We start from the raw sequence: 5,099 nt of genomic DNA, 5'->3' as shown, positions 1-5,099 counted from the left end.
TCTTATCCCCCCATCTTTTCTAAAAAATGCCAACAAAATGAATAAAACCCGCTTCTAGTCTAATTTTACTACTAGAAGCGGGAGTTTGTCAACAGTCTGTAAGGCATTTAATGCCTTTATAGTCTAATTATAGCACTTTATCAATAAAAATCAATAAATTTCAGATAAAATCTTTAAAACTCTTTTAAAATCTTCTGGAAGAGGAGCTACAAATGTCATTTTTTCTTCTGTTGTGGGATGATAAAAAGAAAGTCTTAACGCATGAAGCATCTGCCTTGTAGCGCCATAAATTTCATCTTTTTTTCCACTGCCGTATAATTCATCACCTAATAATGGATGACCTATGTATTTCATATGTATCCTTATTTGATGTGTTCTTCCAGTTTTAGGGTATGCAAAAACAAGTGTTGCATCTTTAAATCTTCTTAAAACCTTAAAATATGTAAGTGCATTTTTACCCCAATCAACTGCGGCCATTTTTGTTCTTACAACCGGATTTCTTCCAACCGGAACTTCTATAGTTCCATAATCTTTTTTTACTATACCTTTTACAATTGCCGCATAAACTTTCTCGGTTACTCGATCTTTAAATTGCTTTGATAAACTCTGATGAGCCTTATCATTTTTTGCAACTACGATAACTCCGCTTGTATCTTTATCAAGACGATGTACTATTCCAGGTCTCAACTCTCCACTTATTCCTTGAAAATCTTTGCAATGATACATTAATGCATTTACAAGTGTACCAGATGTAAAAGATGGAGTCGGATGAGTTATCATTCCCGCACTTTTGTTTACAACAACAATATCTTTATCTTCATATAAAATATCCAGCGGAATATTTTCAGGTAAAATTTCTACTTCCTTAGGCTTTTCTGGAAATTCCAAAAAAACAACGTCGCCAAGCTTTAATTTATAACTTGGCTTTCTTATTTCATCATTGACTCTTATCTCCCCACTCTTTATCGCTTTCTGAATGTACGTCCTTGAAATCCAACTCGGTGCTTTCTCCAGAACGAATTTGTCCAATCTCCAACCTTTCTCTCTCGCTGTTACGTTGATCTCCAACATCTCTCCTCCAAAGAAGTACTAATCCTATACCAATTCCACCAACTAAAATAAAAAAATCTGCTAAATTATAAATAGTAGGCCAGTAAGGCATGGTTATAAAATCTACAACATAACCAAATCTTATTCTATCAACAACGTTGCCAAGCGCTCCTCCTATAATAAATCCCAAAAACATATTTGTCCAAAAATTTAACCTTTTAAAAAGCGGTATAATTGAAAGACCAATAATAATTGCTAGCGTTAAATAAATAACTATTTCCTTAGAGTTGGAAAATAAACCAAATGCTACACCTTTGTTTGTTGCATAAGTTAAATAAAAAAAGTTAAAAAGCCGCGTTGGATTAAATCTCCAATATTCTGTTGCAATATATTTTGTAATTTGATCAATAACAAAAGCAAGAGTAAGCCAGAACAAAAAACCACCTCACAGTTTTCTGTATATAAATGGTGATGCCACTTCAAATCCAAGTTGTCTGTAATTAAAAATTCTTTCTGTATTTCCAATAAATAATATTCCACCCGGTCTAAGAGCTTTTGCAAATTTTTCATACAATTCCATTTTTGTCTCCATTTCAAAATATATAACAACGTTCCTACAAAGAATCAAATCATATCCAGTTTCAAATCTATCTTGGAGAAGATTGTGCCTTTTAAAAATCACTCTATTTTTCACATTTTGTTTTACCCTGTATGTTCCTCTACTTGTTACTTCGAAGTATTTTTTTAAATATTGTGGCGGAGTACTTACAAATGATCTTTCCTCATATTCACCCATTCTTGCCTTAGTAAGAACACCGATGTCAATATCTGTTGCATGAACTTTTGCACTAGATGGTGCCTTTAGTTCTTCAAGAAGTATTGCAAGAGAGTATGGTTCTTCCCCTGTTGAACATCCTGCACTCCAAGCTTTAAACTTTGAGCCACTTTCCTTTAAAAGTTGAGGTATAAACTTATCTCTAAGTTCCCACCATTTTTCTGGATTTCTAAAAAATTCAGTAACATTTATAGTCATCCTATCAAAAAATTCATCTTTCTTTTTTTCATCTTTTTTTATAAGCTCATAATACTCTTTGTATGACTTTAAACCATACTTTCTTATTAACATCTCTATTCTTCTTTTAACTCTATGGGGCTTATAACCTGTAAGATCAAAATTGAAATCTTTTTTCACAACTTCTAAAAACCAGTTAAATTCTTCCATTGAAAATTCTTGTGTATTACCAGATAGAGAATTCAATTGAAAACTGTCTCTTTTCTTTTTGAAATCCTCCAACGACATATATTTCACCCCATTTCCAATTAAAACTTACCTCATCATCGTTTAAAAACAAAAAATTTTCATTATCTTTTAAAACAAAACCAAAATTTCCATTAACCGGTACAAAATAAAATCCCATATTTTCATTGTTAATATTTAATGCAAATTCTAAACCAAATCTATCGAAATAAACAACTATACCATTATATTCAAACCCCAAAATATTTTCTGTACTATTTTCGAAAAAGAATCTATAATCATTATATTTTAATGCAAATCCGTACATATCTTCGTTAAATATAAAATCAAAAATATCGCTATTAAAGTAACTATAATTGCCATAAAATCCAGTAAATCCCCAAACAATATTTAAATTTTTTTCATAAGGATTTACACTTACATAAAATGGTATCTTCTTATGAAAATAACCATACTCAACCGAGTATGTTTCAGAATATAATTCAAAATTTATATCTAATTGTTCTGGTCTCAATAATGGAAAGCCCTGCTCCCAATTAACAGGCAAATCATAACGAAGCAGGGCTTTTATATTCCAAAATTCTATATTTTGACTTATACTAAATCCATATAATGCATTAAATGGATCAACCCAAAAACCTAAAATATTTGAAAAAATTGTTAGAGGAAATAAAAAGAAAAATATTACAACTTTTTTCATCTTATCCTTCTAGTTTTGACATTATTTCTTCAAGTTCTTTATCATCAATTTCAAAGTTTGCATATACTTCCTGTACATCATCATTATCTTCAAGAACACTAACCAATTTCAATACTTTTTCAGCATCTGCCCCTGTTACTTTAACGGTATTTTTTGGAATAAATGTTACTTTTGCCTCACCTTCAAAACCGTTTTCTGCTAATTTATCCTTTACTTCAGTTAACATATCTGGAGCTGTAATAACTTGAATTGGATCATCTTCAATTATGTCTTCTGCACCAGCATCGATTGCAACCATTGCAAATTCCTCAAAATCAGCAATTTTCTCTTTTGGAATTTCAATGATTCCTTTTCTTTCAAATAGCCATGCAACTGAACCACTTTCTGCTAATGAACCACCGTGTTTACTTAAAAGGTGTCTCAACTCTTGAGCAGTTCTATTTTTATTATCTGTCATTGCATAAATGTAAAGTGCCACTCCAGCTGGAGCATATGCCTCATATATGATTTCTTGATAGTCTACACCTTCTAATTCTCCGGTACCTTTCTTAATTGACTTTTCAATTGTATCTTTAGGCATATTTGCTGCTCTTGCTCTTTCTAAGACTGCCCTTAATCTTGGGTTTGTTTCTGGATCTCCCCCACCTTCTTTAGCAGCAACTATAATTTCCCTAATCAACTTTGTAAAAATCTTTGATTTTTTCGCATCTTGGGCAGCTTTTCTGTGCTTAATATTTGCCCACTTGTTGTGACCTGACATTTTTTTACCTCCTTCAAAAAATCCTTATCATCTACATTATACCATAAATCATTTTCTATCTTCCGGTTTTATAACCTTATCTATCAAACCGTATTCTAAAGCTTCCTCAGGTGTCATAAAAAAGTCTCTATCTGTGTCTTTTTCAATTCTTTCGATTGGTTGACCTGTATGAAAACTTAATATCTCATTAATTTTATTTTTTATTCTTAATAGCTCTTTTGTCATTATCTCCACATCTTTTGCAGGACCTTCTGCTCCACCAAGTGGTTGATGAATCATTATTCTACTATTAGGCAAAGAAAATCTCTTTCCTTTTGTACCTCCAGCAAGCAAAACTGCTCCCATAGATGCTGCTTGCCCTATACAAATTGTAGCAACATCACATTTTATATACTGCATAGTATCATATATAGCAAGCCCTGCACTTACAGAACCACCAGGTGAATTTATATAAAGCTGAATATCTTTATCAGGATCTTCCGCTTCTAAAAACAAAAGCTGGGCTACAACTAAATTAGCAACATGATCATCTATTGCACTTCCTAAAAATACTATTCTATCTTTAAGAAGTCTTGAGTATATATCGTATGCTCTTTCATATTTTCCGTTGCTTTCAACAACCATTGGAACGTACTGATTAATTATTTCCTTCATCCTCGCCACCTTCTTTGTTTATATCAACAATTTCCCTCTCAACATTTTCTGAAATCTTATCTAAAACCTTATCAACAAAAATCATATTTTCTACTTCATTTCTTACTTCTGCTCTTTCTTTAACTAATACTTTAGCTCTTTCAACACTAATACCCCAATATGGAGCAAGAATTTCTGCATACTTTTCAAGCTCTTCATCAGTTGCTTTTCTTTCAATATTGTATTCTTTAGCAATCTTTTCAATTGCTGCTTCCTTTTTCAATTCGCTAACATAGTATTCTCTAATTGCTTCTTTAGCCTTATCTTCACTATCGTATTTTTTTACGTACTCTTCGTATTTACCTTCCTCTTTCATGTTGTTTACAATCAATCTTACTGCATAATCAATCGTTTTTTCTGAAATAAACAATTCTGTTGCTTCTGGAAGTTGTGCAAGAATTTGCTCTCTAATTGAATGCTTTATTTCATCATCGTATATTTTTGTACCTTCTTCTAAAATTTTATTTTTCAATTCATCAAGTGTTTCTAAATGCATTTCAGCCAAATTGTTCTTTACAAATTCATCGGTAAGTTCAGGAAGAATTCTCTTGTAAACATCTAAAATCTCTATTTTGTAGTTATAAACTATTTTTTCTTCTTCACCTTTTTGAAATTCTCTATCAAATTCAACAACATCG

At 31.6% G+C, this 5,099-nt stretch carries 7 protein-coding genes; all 7 read right to left on the bottom strand.

Annotated elements, in window-relative coordinates; all coding sequences use genetic code 11:
• Positions 1 to 150: 150 nt before the first annotated feature.
• Positions 151 to 1,029: an RluA family pseudouridine synthase gene (locus JG780_RS10645; protein ID WP_287570614.1), complete on the bottom strand. Its 879-nt coding sequence runs from the start codon at positions 1,027 to 1,029 to the stop codon at positions 151 to 153.
• Positions 938 to 1,486 carry a signal peptidase II gene (lspA, locus tag JG780_RS10640; RefSeq protein WP_287570612.1) on the bottom strand — a complete coding sequence of 183 codons (549 nt, stop codon included), beginning with the start codon at positions 1,484 to 1,486 and terminating at the stop codon, positions 938 to 940. The genes JG780_RS10645 and lspA overlap by 92 nt, the downstream gene beginning before the upstream one ends.
• A 9-nt stretch (positions 1,487 to 1,495) precedes the next feature.
• Positions 1,496 to 2,350, bottom strand: coding sequence for a CheR family methyltransferase (locus JG780_RS10635; RefSeq protein WP_463274150.1), 855 nt, complete (start codon positions 2,348 to 2,350; stop codon positions 1,496 to 1,498).
• Positions 2,289 to 3,008, bottom strand: a complete 720-nt coding sequence (locus tag JG780_RS10630; protein ID WP_004101513.1) for a hypothetical protein — start codon at positions 3,006 to 3,008, stop codon at positions 2,289 to 2,291. Before JG780_RS10630 ends, JG780_RS10635 begins: the two co-directional genes overlap by 62 nt.
• Before the next feature lies 1 nt (position 3,009).
• The gene (locus JG780_RS10625) at positions 3,010 to 3,768 is read right to left on the bottom strand and encodes a YebC/PmpR family DNA-binding transcriptional regulator (RefSeq protein ID WP_012580086.1); all 759 of its coding nucleotides are present in this window, start codon (positions 3,766 to 3,768) and stop codon (positions 3,010 to 3,012) included.
• Positions 3,769 to 3,816: 48 nt separating this feature from the next.
• The gene (gene clpP, locus JG780_RS10620; RefSeq protein WP_004101502.1) at positions 3,817 to 4,422 is read right to left on the bottom strand and encodes an ATP-dependent Clp endopeptidase proteolytic subunit ClpP; all 606 of its coding nucleotides are present in this window, start codon (positions 4,420 to 4,422) and stop codon (positions 3,817 to 3,819) included.
• Positions 4,406 to 5,099, bottom strand: a 694-nt coding sequence (locus JG780_RS10615; protein ID WP_463274149.1) for a trigger factor, incomplete at its 5' end; no start/stop codon positions are given. The genes JG780_RS10615 and clpP, both read right to left, overlap by 17 nt.

The organism is Thermosipho sp. (in: thermotogales) (assembly GCF_020054775.1).
GTDB classification, from domain to species: Bacteria; Thermotogota; Thermotogae; order Thermotogales; family Fervidobacteriaceae; genus Thermosipho; species Thermosipho africanus.
The sequence above is the reverse complement of the archived record's forward strand: the minus strand, read 5'-3'. Positions and strand labels throughout refer to the sequence as shown.

Bases quoted from the DNA above. Each gene is read 5' to 3' on its own strand.
- JG780_RS10635 (WP_463274150.1), bottom strand. From the start codon at position 2,350: ATGTCGTTGGAGGATTTCAAAAAGAAAAGAGACAGTTTTCAATTGAAT.
- JG780_RS10630 (WP_004101513.1), bottom strand. From the start codon at position 3,008: ATGAAAAAAGTTGTAATATTTTTCTTTTTATTTCCTCTAACAATTTTT.
- JG780_RS10625 (WP_012580086.1), bottom strand. From the start codon at position 3,768: ATGTCAGGTCACAACAAGTGGGCAAATATTAAGCACAGAAAAGCTGCC.
- clpP (WP_004101502.1), bottom strand. From the start codon at position 4,422: ATGAAGGAAATAATTAATCAGTACGTTCCAATGGTTGTTGAAAGCAAC.